Here is a 17,120-nt window from a genome sequence, read left to right on the forward strand (position 1 = left end):
GGCCAGCGGTTCAGCGGGTGTGTTCACGCGATCAGGATCTCGCTTGGAATGGAACGATTAGAGTAAACGCGTCACCATCGCGCCTTCAAGGCCGGATGGCAGCGGAATACGCACAGTATGCCCGACTCCCGGCGCCACTTCGATGGTATTGCCATCCAGGTTTTGCATGCTTGCAACGTCCACCATACGGTTGCCGGACGGGTGAATCACTTCCAGCTTGTCGCCCACAGCGAACTTGTTCTTCACCTCGATCACCGCGAAATCGCCCGACTGGCTCAGCACATCGCCGACATACTGGCTCTGCTTGGACTTGGAATGCCCGCTGAGATAATTCTGGGTTTCGTGGCTGTGATGGCGCTGATAGAAACCATCGGTGTAGCCGCGATTGGCCAGACCATCCAGATCGGCCAGCAGCGCCGGATTGAACGGACGACCGGCGACAGCATCGTCAATCGCCTGACGATAGGTTTGCGCGGTACGCGCCACGTAGTACTTGGACTTGGTCCGGCCCTCGATTTTCAGCGAATCCACACCTATCTTCACCAGACGCTCGATATGCTCCAGCGCACGCAGGTCCTTGGAATTCATGATGTAGGTGCCGTGTTCGTCTTCACTGATTTCCATCAGTTCGCCCGGACGATTGGCTTCTTCGATCAGGTAAGGCTTGTCGGCCAGCGGATGACGCGGCGTATCCCCGGCGCTGGCAAAGCTATTTTCGGCTTCGCTCATCGCCTTCTTGAAATCGAACTGGATGACCTGCGACTGACCGGCTTCGTCTTCAAAGGCATCGTGCACTTTGTAATCCCAGCGGCAGGCGTTGGTGCAGGTGCCCTGATTCGGATCGCGGTGATTGAAATAGCCAGACAACAGGCAGCGGCCCGAATAGGCAATGCACAGCGCGCCGTGTACGAATACTTCCAGCTCCATATCCGGGCATTGCTGGCGGATTTCTTCGATTTCGTCGATGCTCAGTTCGCGCGACAGAATGACGCGCTCCAGACCCAGCGATTTCCAGAACTTCACACCGGCATAGTTCACGGTGTTGGCCTGCACGCTCAGGTGGATGACCTGTTCCGGCCACTTTTCACGCACCATCATAATCAGACCCGGATCGGCCATGATCAGTGCATCCGGTTTCATGGCGATCACTGGCTCCATATCCGCCAGATAGGTTTTCACCTTGGCGTTGTGCGGCAGGATATTGGAGGCCACAAACAGCTTTTTGCCACGGGCATGCGCTTCTTCGATACCGGTCTTCAGGTTTTCCAGCTTGAAGTCATTATTGCGGGCACGCAGCGAGTAGCGCGGCTGACCGGCATATACGGCATCGGCACCAAAATCGTAGGCAGCGCGCATGCGCTCGAGGTCACCTGCAGGCAGGAGCAGTTCGGGGGCTTTGATCGTCATGATGATTCTCCGGCGATGCCGCTGGCAGGGCCACATCGCACAAGGCTAAAAAATGCCCCGCTGTGCAGCGGGGCCAAGGGGAGAATTCTATCATGCGAACCAGAAATTCACAGCGAAGCAGATTGAAGGTCAGCCATTGAAGTGCACATTGCGGCCGCGAACATTTCGTTCAGCAGGCTTGCCATAGATATTGATTGAGCCGGAACCGTACATCCCTGCAGAAATGGCATTGGTCACCGAGGCGTAAACGTCACCGGAACCATTCACTTCGATGTCTGCGTGATCTGCGACCAGCGCACCGAGATCAATCTTGCCAGATCCGTTGATCATGGCAGTCAAGCTAGCCACCTGACCATTCCCCCGGATTCGACCCGAGCCATTGATATGTGCTTTCAGCGTCGCGCCCTGCACCCGCCCGAAATCAACTACGCCGGAACCTGCAATGGCAGCGTTCCCTTCAGCAGACACTAACGCAGCTGCGTCTACGGTTCCGGAACCGGCCACTCTTGCCTCCAGACGGCCTACGCGTCCCTGTAGCCGGATATCTCCCGAGCCGGCGACATTGGTATCAAAGTAGTTTGAATCAATGCCGTTTACAGTAATCTTGCCCGAGCCATTCAGGCGCGCAGCTGTTGCTGCTGGCGTCACGACACGCACTTTCACACCATGACTGGCACGATAGCTGCCCGGCAGGTAGACATGCAGTGTGTCACCATTGGATTCAGTGATCACCTTGGGGAGCAGATTACTGTCGGTCTCGATCTGGATCGAAGGCTCGTTGCCGATTTGCTCGTCCACTTGAATCGAGCCATCCACGATCAGCCGGGGTGCACCGGCAAACGTACGGTTTTCCGAGCGCACATCACCATTCCCTGCAACGGTGTTACCCAGCACGGTTTGCGTCTCTATATCGCCATTCGGATTGATCACGATGGCACATCCACTTAATGCGCCCAGGCAGGCAAGTGCAATCAGCGTTTTCTTCATGTGTACGTCCTCCACCCTGCATTCAATGTTCTTGCATTTAGAATACTCGCAAGTATGTTTACTTGCAATTGTTTTACCTACTTTGCTCGCCAGTGTTTGACAAATGCCGAAAAACGCGTAGAGTGATACAAAAGTGATATCACTTTTATATCAACCAAGGAGGCAACATGAATCACGGTATTCAGGAGCATGACTACAACAGCCAGAATGGCTATGCGATGATCGGATTGGGTACGGTGCTGCTATTGCTCTGCCCCATTGCAGGTGCTGCCATGAAGAGTGCGGCAGTCGCCTTGGTGATCATTTTTCTGATCGTCGGGGCAATCGTGATGTTCTCGGGTTTGTACATGGTGAATCCGAATCAGGCTGCAGTGCTTACGCTGTTCGGCCAGTATCGCGGTACTGATCGCAATGCAGGTCTGCGCTGGGCCAATCCGTTTCTCAACAAACAGCGTATTTCTCTGCGTGCCAACAATTTCATTTCCGAGCGCCTGAAGGTAAATGACAAGCGCGGCAATCCGATCGAAATCGCGGCAGCAATCGTCTGGCGTGTATCCGATACCGCACGCGCCAGCTTCAACGTGGAAAACTACGAACAGTTTGTGCGTGTACAAAGCGAAAGCGCCGTACGCCATCTGGCGAGCAGCTATGCCTATGACGATATGGAGGAAGGTCATCACGCCGGCGAAATTACTTTGCGTAGCGGTGGCAAGCAAATCATGGATGCATTGCAGCGCGAACTGGCCTCTGCCATGGAAGAGGCGGGTATTGTGATCGATGACGCACGACTGACACACCTCGCCTATGCGCCGGAAATTGCCGGTGCAATGTTGCGCCGGCAGCAAGCAGAAGCAGTGCTGTCTGCCCGTCGAAAGATTGTTCAGGGTGCGGTTGAAATGGTGGAATCAGCACTCAAGGCACTGGAGGAAAAAGGCGTGGTCGACCTTGATCCCGAACGCCGTGCAGCCATGGTGTCCAACTTGCTGGTGGTATTGGTGGGCGAACGCGAAGCGACGCCAGTCATCAATAGCGGCACACTGTACGGTTAACCCAGTCTGATGGCCAGTCCGGGAAAAAAGGCCTATCCGCTGCGTATTGACCCCGCTCTATGGGACACCCTGGAGCGGCTGGCGGCTGCCGAGTTTCGCAGTGTCAATGCGCAGATCGAATGTCTCCTGCGGGAGGCGCTCACCGCCCGGGGCATTCGTCCGGCAGAAAAAAAGCGACCCGTTGACGGGGTCGCTTCCGATCCTCTGCCTGACAACGGACATCAGGATGGCGAATAGGCCTGTTCCAGCACCACGATGCCATCCTCATCCGAATACACGTAGTGCCCCGGTGTAAACGTCACACCACCAAAGTGCACCGCCACATCCGCTGCACCATCCCCGCGTTTGTCGCTCTTGCGGGGATTGGTGCCCAGCGCTTTCACACCCAGATCAAGCTGATCGAGCGCCACCGCATCACGTACTGCACCATTGATAATGACGCCGACCCAGCCATTCTTAACGGCGCTGGCACCAATCATGTCGCCCATCAGCGCGCTGTGCAGCGAGCCTCCTCCATCCACCACCAGCACGCACCCGTCGCCGGGCGTGGCCAGTATCTGCTTAACAAGGGCATTGTCGCCCAGTATGCGCGCGGTACGGATTTTGCCGCCGAACGCCCTCTTCTGGCCGAACGGGCGAAACTGCAGGTCGCAAGAAGGGGCGTCTGGAAAGGCGTCCATCAGGTCGCTGGTCGGGAAACTCATCTGTGCTACTCCGCAAAATGAAATGAAATCGGGGATACGGACACCTTAGCCTTCCGGCTTCCACTTCAGGCAGTAGCGATCGTAATTGGTCTCGATTGCCTTGGCGCGAGCTTGCATTTTGTCCAGCTCCCACGCACGTACGCCCATCCGCTTGCGCGTTTCCATGAGCTTCAGTTCATTGATCATCTTTTCACAGCGCGCTCGCTCGAACGGCTGTAAATGCTCGATCATGATGGGGGTGTACTTGTCCGGCAAGGTGACGGGCATCTCCTTGGGTTCAGGTGCCTTGGTCACTGCGGGCACCGAAGTGCATATCAACCATGCCGCCGCTATCCGAATCATCATGCCAAACACTGAACCGACTCCTTGCCTGCGTATTGCTGCCATTGCTGCTGCCATTGTGACATCCGCGTATCGGTCTGCCAGCGTAACGCATCACAGGCAATTACCGGAACCGGACCAGCGAGACTGTTGCACAAAAATACACACTCCGAGTCGATCAGACTTGACCAATCAAATGCTTGCTCTATTACTCGAATGCCCGATGCCGCCAGAATATCCAGCATCACTTCGCGACTCACACCAGACACCCCGCAATCTTGCAGCGGATGGGTATAGATTGCGTCGTCGCGTACGATGAACAGGTTCGAGATCACGCCCTCGACCACTTCTCCACGTGCATTCAGCATCAGGCCATCAAATATCGCCGGGTTCTGCCACTCGCGGCGCGCCATCACCTGATCCAGTCGATTCAGATGCTTGATGCCTGCCAGACCCGGCTGAATAGATAGCGGCCAGTCGCATCGCCGTACGCTGACACCTTGACGTGCATGGCTGTAGTCCGGAAGCGGTGAAGTGGCGACGATGCGGGTCGGCGTGGCCGCCGCATCTACTGCATAACCGCGTGCGGATACCCCACGGGTGAGCGTTAGTTTGATCGTGCAGTCACCCTTGGCAAGCTGCGCGATCTCGCGCATCCAGACCGCATCATCTGGACACGCAATGCCCAGCCGAGCCGCATCGTGACGCAATCGCCGCAGGTGGCGGGCGAGAAACTGCACCGCGCTGCCTTCGCAACGCATGGTACGGAATACACCATCACCAAAGGCCAGCCCGCGATCCCGTGCAGACAGGGATTCAGCCGGCAATCCGTTGATCAGCATCATCAGCCGCCCTGCCCGATGGCGCGTAACAAGCCACGTGCTTTGGCGCGGGTTTCATTCAATTCACGATCCGGATCGGAATCGGCCACAATGCCGGCGCCCGCCCGGAAGTAGAGCTGACTACCGGTTTGCATAAAGGTACGTATCAGAATATTCAGGTCCAGCGAGCCATCGCGGTTGATATAGCCGAGGCTGCCAGTGTAGGCACCACGTGGCCTGTCTTCCAGCTCGCGGATAATCTGCATGCAGCGCACCTTGGGGCAACCCGTGATGGTGCCGCCAGGAAACAGCGCGCGTACCAGATCGGCCACCGTCTGCCCGGCACGAATGGTGCATGACACGGTCGATTCGATATGGTGCACATAGGTATAGCTGGTGACATCCATCAGAGCGTCGACCTTTACCGTACCCGGCACCGCAATCCGGCCCAGATCGTTGCGTTCGAGGTCGATCAGCATGATGTGCTCGGCGCGTTCTTTGGTAGACGCGATCAGGCGAGCTTTCTGGGCTTCGTCTTCGACCGGATCAGGTGAGCGCGGGTGGGTGCCTGCAATCGGACGGGTCTCTACACGGCCAGTGTCATCCACGCGCACCAGTCGCTCGGGCGATGAACTCACAATCGCATGCTGCGCATCCAGCCGAACCAGTGCGGAGAACGGCGCCGGATTGGCTTCACGCAGGCGGGCAAACAGATCATGCGGGCCGACGTCATCCGCCAGCGTGGCATCCCAGCCGCGCGACAGATTCACCTGAAACACATCGCCATCGCGCACATAAGCTTTGCTGCGCAATACGCCATCGAGAAAGCATTGTGGCTCATCTTCGTTCAGGTGCCGGATGCTAACTGGCTGGCGATCAAATGCGGTGGCGGCAGCAATCAGACGATGCAATTTAGCCAGCTGAGCTTCGGTTTCTGCCACCAGCCAGGCCGTACTGGTCTGCCGGTTGACCACAATGGCAGCTGGCACGCGCGCCAGCATCCCCAGAGGAAATGTCTGACCGTCACGATCAGCAACGGTTGGCTCTAGCGCATGCAGCACCTCGTAGCCCAGATAGCAGAACCAGCCGCCATGAAACGGCAGATCCGCATCCACGCGCACAGGCTGAACCGCAATGGCGGCCAGATCCTGCATCAGCGCTCTGCCTTCATCGGCTGCGTAGCAACGTATGGATTCGGGCAGCGCAAAGAGCATATCCCAGCCTTCCAGACCAGACGATTGCAGCGCAAATGGAAAGGCCTCAGGCCAGGCAGCACTGAGGGCAATGAGATCGGGAACCGCAGGAAGCGCTTCCTTGAAAACGGACAGGGTAGACATGCGCGAATTGTACCGCGTTCACGGAAATTTGCCTTACATCAAAGTCAGGTGCGCTGACCATCCGGCAAACACCCTACTGCCAGACGGGGTTTGATCCATATCAAGGCGATTGTGGCGTTAAAGGCGTTCAATGACCTTATCAAACATGCACTTGGAGACGATCATGAATGTTGCGCTGAGCGATCTGTTTACGACCGATATCGGTATTCTGAGCCTGATTACGATCGGGGTGGTGCTGGTTATCGGTACCTATATTTACTTCTGGGTGAAGAAGCAGATCCGCCACGATGTGGAAGCGCATCGTCACGAGATTGAGGCCGCAAAGCACTCGCATTGATTCGGGTAACCTCTTCCAATTGAAGCCCGCCACGCGCGGGCTTTGTTATTTTTGCATAGACACATTAGAATACGATCGTTCACCAAATATCAGAACACGTCTTCCCTTGTGCGCAAAATCATCCATATCGATTGCGATTGTTTTTATGCATCCGTAGAAATGCGGGACAACCCGTCCTTGCGCGGTCGTCCGGTTGCCGTTGGTGGCAGACCGGAGCAGCGTGGCGTCATTTCCACCAGCAATTATGAAGCGCGCAAATTCGGGGTGAGATCTGCCATGGCCAGCAGTGAAGCACTTCGCCGCTGCCCTGATTTGGTCTTGCTAAAACCAGACTTCACCCGCTATCGCGAAGCCTCGCGTGCTGTACACCGCATTTTTCGAGAGTTTACCGATCTGATCGAGCCACTTTCTCTTGATGAAGCCTATCTGGATGTAACGGGTGTGGAGCACTGCCAAGGGAGCGCCACGCGCATGGCGCAGGCAATCCGTGCCCGGATTGAAGCTGAAGTTGGCATTACCGCATCAGCAGGCATCGCACCCAACAAGTTTGTCGCCAAGGTCGCCAGTGACTGGAATAAGCCAAACGGACAATTTTTGGTGGTGCCTGAAGATGTTGACGGCTTTGTCGCTGCCCTACCTGTCGCCAAACTGTGGGGAGTAGGCAAGGTAACTGCGGGCAAACTCAATCAACTGGGTATCCAGACCTGTGGCGATCTGCGCCAATGGGCACTCCCGCGATTGGCGCATGAATTCGGCAAGATGGGCGAACGGATGTGGGAAATGTGCCGGGGCATCGATCATCGCCCCGTGAGCAATGATCAACCCAGACGCTCACTTTCGGTCGAAAACACCTATGTCGATGACTTGCGCACGCTCGATGCCTGCACTCAAGCACTTGATGAATTACTGGCTGACCTGCGCATCCGGTACGACAAACTGGACGATGCGCCACCGCTAGCAAAAGTATTCATTAAATTGCGTTTTTCGGATTTTTCCCGCACCACAGCAGAATGCACCGCCACCACCCTCACGCGCGAGGACTGCGTGCGTCTTCTGTCGGAGGCGCACCAACGCAGTCATCTACCTGTTCGACTATTAGGCGTCGGGATTCGCTTCAGCGAACAACATGCAGCTATGCAGCTCAGCCTGTTCTAATCAGCCTGTTCTAATCAGCCTGTTCTAATCAGCCTGTCCTACATAGATTCGGCCAGCGTTTATCAGGCATGCGCCAGGTTGGCATGTATCCGTTCAAGCCACGCACCTGCAGCAGATTCGCATAAGTCCAGCACCGCCTCGAAGCCCGCCTCTCCGCCATAATACGGATCGGGGACATCCTGCCCTTGCTGCATTGGAAGCGCATCCGTAAACATTGCAATGCTGGCGCGGCAACCCGCAGGTGTCTGGCGCACAAGCTCGTCGTAATGTCCGCGATCCATTGCCAGTATGAGATCGAAATGATGGAAATCCTGAAGTCTGAGCTGACGGGCACGCAAAGCACTTAACTCATACCCGCGCCGCCGTGCATGCACTTGTGACCGTTTGTCCGGTGCCTCGCCGACGTGATAGTCGCTTACACCACAGGAGTCGACTTCGATCTTATGAATCGACTTCTGCTGATCGACCTTTGCCCTGAACACCGCCTCCGCGGTGGGTGAGCGGCAAATATTACCCGTACAGACCATCAGCACACGGTAGCTCGATGTCATCTTTGAATCTCCATGCAGTAGCGGCATCTCGCCATATTACTACGCGAGTGGGACTGTCCGCTTGGCGGGACAGCAACCGAAGGTGCTTCCAAACGCCAATAATAAAGGCAGGAAATCGGGAATCACAGTCATTCAAATATGGCTGGACGCAAAGGTCGCATCATCATGAACGCCCGTACAGGACTCCACTCTCGTCGAATTCAGCCCGAGCAGATTCGAGCAGACTTGCTCAAATCAGCTGTGATTGCGGCATTCTGGCTAGGCGCTACCCTCCTCGAGTCTTACCTCGTCCCCTCAGGATTAGGCATGATCAGATGGATCAGTGGCGCAATTATTATCGCCACCGGTTTCCTTTACGGTCCCCACGTTCTTTTGCCGGTCTTTTTCATGAAGTTGTTGCCTCCCTGGTTCCCAGAGTGGTTTCCGAGTATGACGCACTCTTTGTTCGAGCCGGCGCTTGTGCTGGTATGCGCATCGATCTTGCCTTGGCTGAAGGAGCGCAGAGACTTTGACCCTTTCTTGCGGCATCGCCAGGACGTACTTTTACTGGGTGCAGTCGCAGCTATATTCGCAGCCCTGCAAGGTACCTGCCTGAGCACTGGCGATGTCCGGCAATTTGCACTGGCTATCGTGGTTCAGTGGGCAGGCATTATCATTTGCACACCCGCTATCTTGAGCGCACTGATCCGCTCCGACAGCTATCTGAGCCCGTCCCCCAAACAGGAATCCCACATTTCGCATTTGACTCAGGGCGGGGATATCGGCGCATGGCACATGATTGCCGTGAATGCGGGTAGTAGCTTGCTAATTGTTGTACTGGCCTGGATAAACCCGGTGGTGATAGGCGGACTGCCCTTGCTCGCGCTGTTCCCGCTGCTATGGACTGCACTGCATTGTTCGCCGTCCCGACTGTACGAATCGCTCCTGATTCAGGGGAGTACCGTATTGAGTGTGATCATGATAAATATGGGTCATGCAACACTCGCCCCAGATCATGTGATCTGGGAAATCGCCGAATTACTGATGGCTGGCGGCATTGCTCTGCTGGCCGGAAGCGCGATCTATGCGCAGCGTCTGCTCACACACGATTTACTCTGGGATGCATCCCATGATCATCTCACCAAACTGATCAACCGCGCTGAACTGGAGCGACAGCTAGGCGAGATGCCGGAACGACCCGACAAGTCTGATGTGCAAGACGCATTTTGCCTGATCGACCTCGACAAATTTCGCATCGTGAATGATACATTCGGGCATCGGGCGGGCGATTTACTGATTACGGCACTGGCTCGCCACCTTAAAATCCAAACCCGCCCGCAAGATAGCCTTGCGCGGATGGGCGGCGATGAGTTCGGTATTCTGATTCGTCAGATCGATACTCAGGAGGCCATTGCAATTGCCGAACGCTACTGCGATGCGATCGAACACTTCCGTTTTCACTGGGAAGGTAAACCGATCAGCCTCGAAGCTAGTGCGGGCTTGGTCATGCTGGAAGGCCAGCGACAACAGGCGCACCCGATTGCCGCAGCAGATACGGCCTGCTTGCTTGCCAAACAGGGCGGTACCCATCGTTTGGTTGTTTATACCGATGATAATGAAGATCTCATGCGACACCGCGCCATGCTGGCCTGGGTACCGCAAATACGTCAGGCATTGGCCGACAATCGCCTGAAGCTGTACTGCCAGATCATTTCCCCGATTCAACAGGGGCATGGCACGCTGAGTTTCGAAATACTGGTGCGGATGTTCGATGAAAAAGGCACCATGATGCCGCCCGGTGACTTTATTCCGCCAGCTGAGCGCTTTGGCATTATGCCTGCGCTGGATTTGTGGGTGGTCGGTGAAACGCTGGGATGGCTCAATCGCTGGCCGGTGCTGTGGCCACTGATCGAACACTGCAGCATTAATATTTCGGGGGCATCCATTGGCGAGCCGGATTTCCGGAATGCCTTCACACGACTGATCAGCCAGCCGGGCATTCCCCGAGAAAAACTCTGTTTTGAAATCACCGAAACAGCTGCCATATCGCATCTCGAGCGTGCAGCCGAATTTGTCGGCACCTTGCGTGAACTGGGTGCGCGCACCGCACTGGATGACTTTGGCGTGGGATTATCTTCCTTCAGCTACCTGAAACATCTGCCCGTCGACTTTATCAAAATTGATGGCTCTTTCATCAAGAACATTCTGGATAGTCCAATCGACGATGCCATGGTGAGATCGATCTTCCAGGTTGCCAAGGCAATGGGCGTTGGAAGCATTGCCGAGTATGTCGAAAATGCCGAGGTGATGCAGCGTTTGCGCAATATTGGCATTGAATTTGGTCAGGGCTGGCATTTCGGCAAACCTGTGCCCATCGACGAATTCTTTGTTACGGCAATGGAAGGAGCCATTCTGGGACGCGCCGCTTAATCCTTTATGCCAGATCAATCCGTCGCGTAAAGCAAAAGGGAGCAACTTTGCTCCCTTTTCAGATTGATACGTGCCGGGTTTACGTCGTAGTTGGCTCGGATGGCCCGGCAACTTCAAGCGTAATCCCCATTTCTGCCGTCAGCAGCTGTGGTTCCTTGGTGGAAAACACCAGTGTCTGCCGCATATACCCTTGAAACAGACTGACACCAATCGAGCCGGTCAGCTTATCCCAGCGCGCGTGGTAGCCCTGCTCTTCCTTATTGTTTTCAGCCAGCAGCGTACCCGGCTTCTGATAGATATCACCCAGCACGATCCGGTAGCAATGTTCGCTCTGATCGGCTTTTCTGACCACTTCGGTGATATCAAAATCGCGTACGATCAGGGCTCGTCCTGCACGCTTTTCGCTTTTGCTCGCTTTGCAGTTGACCGAATCATACGGTTCTTTTTTGCCGAAACCGAACATGGCGAGCCCCTCCGATTGCGTTAACCCTCGCGAGTGACCCGAATCACCTCGTCCCAGGTAGTCTGTCCAGCCAGTACCCGCTCGATTCCATCCTGACGCAGGCTTTTCATGCCGACCCTGGTCGCATGATCACGTACATGCGCTTCAGCCGTACCGTCATGAATCATACGGCGGACTTCATCATCTACGATCAGCAACTCATGCACACCCGACCGTCCCTTAAATCCAGTGTAGTTGCAATGTGCACATCCGACTGCGCGATACAGGGTAAAAGGCGACGAAATGCCAAGTTGTTCGCACTCGGCGTGATCCGCTTCATAAGGCTGACGACAAGATACGCACAACGTACGGAACAAGCGCTGCGCAAGGACACCAATCAGTGAGCTGGCCAGCAGAAATGGCTCCACACCCATATCGACAAGACGGGTAATGGCACTGGGCGCATCATTGGTATGCAGGGTTGCCAGCACCAGGTGCCCTGTCAATGAGGCCTGAACAGCGATCTGCGCAGTTTCCACGTCCCGGATTTCGCCGATCATGATGATGTCGGGATCCTGACGCAAAATCGAACGCAGGGCTCGGGCGAATGACATATCAATCCGGGCATTGACCTGCGTCTGTCCCACCCCATCCAGATCGTACTCGATCGGGTCTTCCACGGTCATGATGTTATTGGCAGTGGCGTCCAGAGAGGCCAGGGCTGCGTACAGGGTGGTGGTTTTGCCTGAGCCGGTCGGACCGGTCACCAGCACAATCCCATGCGGCTGCGCAATCAGCGACTGCATGCCTTCCAGTGCTTGCGGTGCCAGTCCGAGTTTGGCCATATTGAGACGGCCAGCACTCTTATCCAGCAAACGCAGCACAGCCCGCTCGCCATGCCCTGTCGGCAGCGTAGATACGCGCACATCCACCGGTCGGCCGGCAATACGCAAAGTAATACGGCCATCCTGAGGCAATCGCTTTTCCGAGATATCCAGGCTGGCCATCACCTTGACACGCGAAACCACGGCAGAGTGAAGTGCCCGCTTGGGTTCGATCACATCCTTGAGCTTGCCATCAACGCGGAAACGCACCACCGATCGCGTCTCGAATGGTTCGATATGAATATCGGATGCGCCCTCGCGCAGTGCCTCGGTCAGCAAGGCATTGATCAGACGAATGATAGGCGCATCGTCTTCGGCTTCCAGCAAATCTTCGATGCCGGGTAAATCCTGTGCCAGGCGGTTGAGATCGAGATCCTGCGCCAGATCTTCCGCCACTTCGGCCGACTGACTGTCGCTGCGCGCAAAGAGCTGGGCAAGGCGCTGGTCGAATTCTTCCCGCTTCACCTGCTGCACATTCACAGGTTTGGCAACCATGCGGCGCAGTTCCATCAAACCCAGCAGATCTGCCCCTTCGCGCATCAGGACGTCAACCGAACCATCCTGCTCGCCCAGATCGACCACACCGCGCTGACGCGAAAATCCGTAATTACAAACGCGTGCATAACTCATGGTTTAGGGGCACCTGACGCTGCAGCCTCTTTGGACTGACGCAAATCGAACAAGGGCAACCCCGGCTGAGGGAGATCCGGCAACAATGCACGTGACTGCGGCGCGTTCGTATCCTGCGTATCCTTGAGCAGCAGGTAACGACCCTGAGCCAGCGCCTTCGCGCTTTCACCATCGCGAATGACAACCGGGCGCAGGAAAATCATGAGGTTGGTTCGGTCGTTCTGACGACCTTCGTAGCGGAACAGATTTCCCAGAATCGGAATATCGCCCAGCAATGGAATCTTGCTGATGCTATTGGAGCTATTGTTGGACAGCAAACCGCCCAGCACAACGATATCGCCATCATCGACAATGACCCGGGTATCCAGTGAACGCTTGTTGGTGACCAAGCCCGTTCCGCCTGTCAGCTGGCTGCTCTTGGTATCAATGGCTTGAACCTTCTGCTTCACGTCCAGCGTGATTGCACCGCCATCGGAAATCTGCGGCTTGACTTCGAGGCTGATACCGATGTCTTCACGATTGATGGTCTGGAATGGCACAGCCGTGGTTGAAGACTGCTGCTGCGAGCCCGTTACAAACGGTACATTCTGCCCCACGAGAATGCTGGCTGCTTCATTATCCACTGTCACCAGATTAGGCATGGACAGCACAGTACCGCCGCCGTTGGACTCTATTGCTGTCGCCAGTATCCCTAGATTAGCGACTTTGCCGCCCTTGAGCGCGCCATTAATGATGCCGATTGTTCCACCCGACGGCAGAATCGTCCCGCTTGGTGTCTTGCCCTGTGCGACCTGCTGCAGGTTGTATGCAGTTGTCTGGATATCTGTACCACCTGAAACGGCGCCACCCAGCGAGCTACCGCCAATGGCTGTCACCTTGTCATTGCCCGCGCCGATCATCCATTGCACGCCAAACTGACCGCTTTTGCTGACCGACACCTCGGCAACCATCGCCTCGACAAAGACCTGTGCGCGACGCATATCCAGCTTGTCGATCACTTCCTTGATCGGATGATACATAGAGTCTGGCGCATTGATCAGCAGTGAATTAGTCGCGACATCGGCAGATACCCACACCCCCGGCATGATCTGACCGCCAGTGCTGTTCGTCGCATTCAAATCTGAGCGGCTGATCGCATTCATGCCCTGCAATGCGCTGCCACCCGTACCCGACTGATTTGCAAGCTGGTTAGGCTGTTGCTGCATGGTCTGGGGAGTATTACCTTGCGTGCTACCGGTTCCCTGACTGCCGCTATCCTGCCCTGTCAGCACACCTTTCAGTACACCGACCAGCCGCGAAGCATTGGCATTTTTCAGGTAGACGATATGAATGGAACCCGTAGCCGCACCGGGCCGATCCAGATCACCCACTACATTTTTAATCTGGCGTAAATGCGAGGGTGCTTCGGAACGCACCAAGAGTGTATTGGCTCGTACATCGGGAATAATGGATGAGCGACGGACGCCTTCCTGACCAATGACCGACTGACTCTGCACGGCAGGTGTGGTGACTTCAGGCATCAAACGGGCAATGGTCTGCGCCACATCGGCAGCTGCCGCATGGTGCAGCGGGATAGATACAATCTCGGCATCCGAGGGCTGATCTATGGTGCCGATGATGTCGGAAATACGTTTGACGTTATCGGCATAGTCCGTAATCACCAGCGAGTTCGAGCCCGTGTAGGCAGCAATCTGATTATTGACCGTCACCAGCGGACGCAAAATTGCCAGCATCTGCACGGCGGATTCATGCTTGAGCGGATAGATCTGGGTAATGATACGGTCACCACTTGCAGCAACCTTATCTTTACGTTTGTAGGTAGGGCTGTAATGCGTCTTGGCTTGATCTTCGGGAATGATCTTGGCGACGCCGTTCGGCATTTCTACCACGGTAAAATTCAATTGGCGCAACGCAGCCAGAAAAATAGGATAGGCATCCTTTTTATCTACCGGACTGCTGGAAATCACATTGAGATTGCCCTTGGCTCGCTGGTCGAGTACAAAATTCTTGCCTGTAATGAGGCTAATGGCCTTGGCAACTGATTCGAGCGGCGTGTCCACGAAATTCAGCGTGACCTTGCTGGCATCGTCAGCGGCAAACGTCACGCTACACGACAGCAACAGCGTCAGCAGGAGCTTGTTTATTGTTTTCATGTCAGGGCTTGATCCGATAAGTGAGCGTAGTAGGCGAACCGTTCCGCAATACGGTTAGTTTGACCGGCGCGCTTCCCGAGAAAGCGTTATAGAGTTGCGATACATCTTGAATTTGTCTGAGCGGCTGCTGATTAACGGCCTGAAGCACGTCATCCGGGCTGAGTTGCAGTAGGCGCATAAACGCCTGATGCTGCGGGCCCGATACGCGCACGCCCTGATCGTTGACCTCGACACCAGCCTGCGAAGCGGTGGCCGCATTCATTTGGAGTGTCTGCAATAAGTCGTTTCGCCGTACCCCTATGCTCGCCTCATCACTTACGGGGCGCGGATGCATTCTCATCGGCCCCGGCATCGGCCCTTGCACAGCAGGCGCTGAAGCAGGCACCGCCTCGGGCGTAATGACATTGGGAGGGGGGGTGAGGTTGACCCCTAGATCCGCAGCGGGCTGCTCCTGTAACTCCAGTTTTTCGCGACGCCCGTTGTTATCGACAATCACGTGCTTGGCTGCAACCTCGATCAGCGTGGCGCCGGGCATGAGCGATTGTCCCACTTTAAAGGCAACATCCTTGCCATCGGCACCGGCAAATATCGCAGCGGCTTCGCGTGGGTCACGGGATGCAATCACGCCCTTCAATTTAAACGAAAGCGTACTGGCTTCCGCGCCCTCACCCTGATGAGGTCGGGAAAATAGCCGCTCAAGCGCCCCCATATCGCGGACAGTTGCTGTCGCCTGTGAGGCAGGTGACGCAACCGGCAATCGCGGGCTGGGCGAGAATATAACCCAGAAAAGCGCAGAAAGTGCCCAGGCAAGCAGTATCAGCAGCACCGCATTCAGCACTTTGTAAGGCCAGGACGATGCTGGAAGGGAAATCATCATGGTGTGTGTTTATCCGCCATGTATGAAGGTTTATAGGAATTGGCGACAAGGCGGCATTTATATCAGGAAGCGCTAACGACCGCCATGAGAGCACACCTGAAATCGGTAAAAGTATTCTCATCAAAAAAATTTTGCGCAAAAAATTTGACAGACGAATTTCACTATGTTTAAATGCGCGCCTCTTCGCTGCAACGCAAGACACAGCAAGGTTCGGAGCGGTAGTTCAGTTGGTTAGAATACCGGCCTGTCACGCCGGGGGTCGCGGGTTCGAGTCCCGTCCGCTCCGCCAAACCTACAAGAGTTTCTGTTGATTGTTCGAAAAAATTGATTGACAACAGAAAACGGTGCGATTAAAATTCGCGCCCTCCGAAAACGAAATTATTCGGATTTCGGGCGGTTAGCTCAGGGGTAGAGCACTGCCTTCACACGGCAGGGGTCACTGGTTCGATCCCAGTATCGCCCACCAATTTGATGTGCTGATGTATCAGCATATTGGAGCGGTAGTTCAGTTGGTTAGAATACCGGCCTGTCACGCCGGGGGTCGCGGGTTCGAGTCCCGTCCGCTCCGCCAACACATGAAAGCCCAGTCTCAAGACTGGGCTTTTTTTATGTCGCCCGACAGTCATTTCACCCATCCGCACTACTCATTCTGCCCTGTCTTATCCATTCATCTGGGGTACGCCAACCGGGTGAATCTTAACAATACCCATCCTCATCACTACCTAATCCGGTCATTTCATTACCAATCTTTACAGTAGCCCCGTGCGGAGAATACGCCAGTCGATGGCGATCGACAACTTTTGTCCGTCAAAAAGTGTTTCGGCCATGTTTTTTACGACAGCATCGTCTGAAATTGCAACAAGCCACTGATCGAAAAGGCATTTCTCGTCATACTGCGTCGCACTTTGTGATGAACTGATCTCGCTCGCCCCCAAAAAACTCTGATGTAACAAGCACGGGGACGCGCACTGTCCAAGCATATGCTGACCCATATGCCTGACAGGATCATTCATTCAACAAGGAGATACTCCAAGTGAGCAATGCATCCAAGCGTTT

The 17,120-nt window shown here is 55.3% G+C and carries 17 protein-coding genes and 3 tRNA genes; 8 read left to right on the plus strand and 12 right to left on the minus strand.

Annotated features, from left to right (window positions below; all coding sequences use genetic code 11):
• Positions 1 to 57: 57 nt before the first annotated feature.
• Both yegQ and KSF73_11840 read right to left on the minus strand, forming a co-directional pair.
• Positions 58 to 1,401 (minus strand): tRNA 5-hydroxyuridine modification protein YegQ, encoded by a 1,344-nt coding sequence (gene yegQ / locus KSF73_11835; GenBank protein MBV1776401.1) that lies wholly within the window; start codon positions 1,399 to 1,401, stop codon positions 58 to 60.
• Between the two features lie 135 nt (positions 1,402 to 1,536).
• A complete protein-coding gene (locus tag KSF73_11840) occupies positions 1,537 to 2,394 on the minus strand; it encodes a DUF2807 domain-containing protein (GenBank protein MBV1776402.1) in 858 nt (285 codons plus the stop codon).
• A 167-nt stretch (positions 2,395 to 2,561) separates the two neighbouring features.
• Here KSF73_11840 and KSF73_11845 point away from each other — a divergent pair, with 167 nt between their 5' ends.
• Both KSF73_11845 and KSF73_11850 read left to right on the plus strand, forming a co-directional pair.
• Positions 2,562 to 3,443: an SPFH domain-containing protein gene (locus KSF73_11845; GenBank protein ID MBV1776403.1), complete on the plus strand. Its 882-nt coding sequence runs from the start codon at positions 2,562 to 2,564 to the stop codon at positions 3,441 to 3,443.
• A gap of 9 nt (positions 3,444 to 3,452) precedes the next feature.
• Positions 3,453 to 3,680, plus strand: coding sequence for a hypothetical protein (locus tag KSF73_11850; protein MBV1776404.1), 228 nt, complete (start codon positions 3,453 to 3,455; stop codon positions 3,678 to 3,680).
• Here the strand turns inward: KSF73_11850 and rraA are convergent.
• From rraA to KSF73_11870, 4 genes are read right to left on the minus strand one after another with little or no spacing between them, the layout of a single operon-like run.
• Positions 3,665 to 4,147 (minus strand): ribonuclease E activity regulator RraA, encoded by a 483-nt coding sequence (gene rraA, locus KSF73_11855; protein ID MBV1776405.1) that lies wholly within the window; start codon positions 4,145 to 4,147, stop codon positions 3,665 to 3,667. The genes KSF73_11850 and rraA overlap by 16 nt on opposite strands.
• A gap of 45 nt (positions 4,148 to 4,192) precedes the next feature.
• The gene (locus KSF73_11860) at positions 4,193 to 4,441 is read right to left on the minus strand and encodes a hypothetical protein (GenBank protein MBV1776406.1); all 249 of its coding nucleotides are present in this window, start codon (positions 4,439 to 4,441) and stop codon (positions 4,193 to 4,195) included.
• 47 nt (positions 4,442 to 4,488) lie between these two features.
• Positions 4,489 to 5,313: an aminodeoxychorismate lyase gene (gene pabC / locus KSF73_11865; GenBank protein MBV1776407.1), complete on the minus strand. Its 825-nt coding sequence runs from the start codon at positions 5,311 to 5,313 to the stop codon at positions 4,489 to 4,491.
• On the minus strand, positions 5,313 to 6,626 hold the full coding sequence (locus KSF73_11870; GenBank protein ID MBV1776408.1) for an aminodeoxychorismate synthase component I: 1,314 nt from the start codon (positions 6,624 to 6,626) through the stop codon (positions 5,313 to 5,315). The genes pabC and KSF73_11870 overlap by 1 nt, the downstream gene beginning before the upstream one ends.
• Positions 6,627 to 6,789: 163 nt before the next feature.
• On the opposite strand from KSF73_11870, the gene KSF73_11875 reads away from it, so the two are divergent.
• Both KSF73_11875 and dinB read left to right on the plus strand, forming a co-directional pair.
• Entirely contained in the window at positions 6,790 to 6,963 is a 174-nt protein-coding gene (locus KSF73_11875) for a DUF3149 domain-containing protein (GenBank protein MBV1776409.1), read from the plus strand.
• A 108-nt stretch (positions 6,964 to 7,071) separates the two neighbouring features.
• The gene (gene dinB / locus KSF73_11880; GenBank protein MBV1776410.1) at positions 7,072 to 8,118 is read left to right on the plus strand and encodes a DNA polymerase IV; all 1,047 of its coding nucleotides are present in this window, start codon (positions 7,072 to 7,074) and stop codon (positions 8,116 to 8,118) included.
• 62 nt (positions 8,119 to 8,180) lie between these two features.
• Here dinB and KSF73_11885 read toward each other — a convergent pair whose 3' ends face one another.
• A complete protein-coding gene (locus KSF73_11885; GenBank protein ID MBV1776411.1) occupies positions 8,181 to 8,669 on the minus strand; it encodes a low molecular weight phosphotyrosine protein phosphatase in 489 nt (162 codons plus the stop codon).
• Between the two features lie 429 nt (positions 8,670 to 9,098).
• Here KSF73_11885 and KSF73_11890 point away from each other — a divergent pair, with 429 nt between their 5' ends.
• Positions 9,099 to 11,078 carry an EAL domain-containing protein gene (locus tag KSF73_11890; protein MBV1776412.1) on the plus strand — a complete coding sequence of 660 codons (1,980 nt, stop codon included), beginning with the start codon at positions 9,099 to 9,101 and terminating at the stop codon, positions 11,076 to 11,078.
• A 79-nt stretch (positions 11,079 to 11,157) separates the two neighbouring features.
• On the opposite strand, the gene KSF73_11895 is transcribed toward KSF73_11890, so the two are convergent.
• From KSF73_11895 to KSF73_11910, 4 genes are read right to left on the minus strand one after another with little or no spacing between them, the layout of a single operon-like run.
• On the minus strand, positions 11,158 to 11,541 hold the full coding sequence (locus KSF73_11895) for a hypothetical protein (GenBank protein MBV1776413.1): 384 nt from the start codon (positions 11,539 to 11,541) through the stop codon (positions 11,158 to 11,160).
• Positions 11,542 to 11,561: 20 nt separating this feature from the next.
• Complete coding sequence (gene gspE, locus KSF73_11900; protein MBV1776414.1) at positions 11,562 to 13,034, minus strand: type II secretion system ATPase GspE; 1,473 nt, start codon at positions 13,032 to 13,034, stop codon at positions 11,562 to 11,564.
• On the minus strand, positions 13,031 to 15,187 hold the full coding sequence (gene gspD, locus KSF73_11905) for a type II secretion system secretin GspD (GenBank protein MBV1776415.1): 2,157 nt from the start codon (positions 15,185 to 15,187) through the stop codon (positions 13,031 to 13,033). The genes gspE and gspD overlap by 4 nt, the downstream gene beginning before the upstream one ends.
• A gap of 1 nt (position 15,188) precedes the next feature.
• Positions 15,189 to 16,064, minus strand: a complete 876-nt coding sequence (locus KSF73_11910) for a hypothetical protein (GenBank protein ID MBV1776416.1) — start codon at positions 16,062 to 16,064, stop codon at positions 15,189 to 15,191.
• 212 nt (positions 16,065 to 16,276) lie between these two features.
• Here KSF73_11910 and KSF73_11915 point away from each other — a divergent pair.
• From KSF73_11915 to KSF73_11925, 3 genes are all read left to right on the plus strand, one after another.
• Positions 16,277 to 16,353 (plus strand) — tRNA-Asp (locus KSF73_11915).
• 102 nt (positions 16,354 to 16,455) lie between these two features.
• Positions 16,456 to 16,530, plus strand: a tRNA-Val gene (locus tag KSF73_11920).
• A 28-nt stretch (positions 16,531 to 16,558) separates the two neighbouring features.
• A tRNA-Asp gene (locus KSF73_11925) sits at positions 16,559 to 16,635 on the plus strand.
• Between the two features lie 178 nt (positions 16,636 to 16,813).
• Here the strand turns inward: KSF73_11925 and KSF73_11930 are convergent.
• Positions 16,814 to 17,077 (minus strand): hypothetical protein, encoded by a 264-nt coding sequence (locus tag KSF73_11930; protein ID MBV1776417.1) that lies wholly within the window; start codon positions 17,075 to 17,077, stop codon positions 16,814 to 16,816.
• Between the last annotated feature and the right edge of the window lie 43 nt (positions 17,078 to 17,120).

The sequence above is a fragment of the Burkholderiaceae bacterium DAT-1 genome (assembly GCA_019084025.1).
GTDB lineage: Bacteria > Pseudomonadota > Gammaproteobacteria > Burkholderiales > Chitinimonadaceae > DAT-1.